At 39.7% G+C, this 622-nt stretch carries 2 protein-coding genes; one reads left to right on the forward strand and one right to left on the reverse strand.

Annotation, left to right across the window (positions count from 1 at the left end):
• On the forward strand, window positions 1–139 hold a 139-nt coding region (locus DN393_RS31195), incomplete at its 5' end, for a cold shock domain-containing protein (protein WP_149174303.1).
• Window positions 140–182: 43 nt separating this feature from the next.
• On the opposite strand, the gene DN393_RS31200 is transcribed toward DN393_RS31195, so the two are convergent.
• A partial coding sequence (locus DN393_RS31200) for a TraR/DksA C4-type zinc finger protein (protein ID WP_472926291.1) occupies window positions 183–622 on the reverse strand: 440 nt, incomplete at its 5' end.

The raw sequence follows: 622 nt of genomic DNA on the forward strand, positions 1-622 counted from the left end.
AGGCGGAGAAGACGTATTCGTACATTTCTCAGCTATCCAAGGCGACGGCTTCAAAACTTTAGAAGAAGGTCAAGAAGTTTCTTTCGAAATCGTTGAAGGAAACCGCGGACCACAAGCAGCTAACGTTACAAAAAACTAATTAGCTAGCGATAAAAAGCATTCCGAATTTCGGAATGCTTTTTTTATTCTTTGGAGCTAGATTCATTTGAAGATAACTCGCCTTTGAAAGTGCGCTCTTCAAAGTCATCAAGCATTTGTTCATACTCTTCATGTTCTTCTGTGGCGAAAACTTGCGGATTTTTGCCATACATGTCTGTTCCTATAAAATTTTCGAAATCCTCTACATACCCAACATTTTCCTCACTATTTACGTACATGCCATTATAGTTTTTGGAATCCTGTCTTTCTAAATCGGACGGTGTTTCTGATGTCCCGTAATTTGCGACATCTTGCCATGCATCTTCAGCATCGTATTCTACAGAATGATCTTCGTCGTGCTTGTGAAAAGAAGGAGCCAACACCTCTTCTTCAACTGGTCGCGTGTTCATATTTAATTTATTTGTAGTGTGCTGAATACACGTTGTAGCGGTTGGCATTGCCTCTAATCTTTCAAACGGAATTT

The sequence above is a fragment of the Bacillus sp. BPN334 genome (assembly GCF_008368885.1).
GTDB classification, from domain to species: Bacteria; Bacillota; Bacilli; order Bacillales; family Bacillaceae_G; genus Bacillus_A; species Bacillus_A wiedmannii.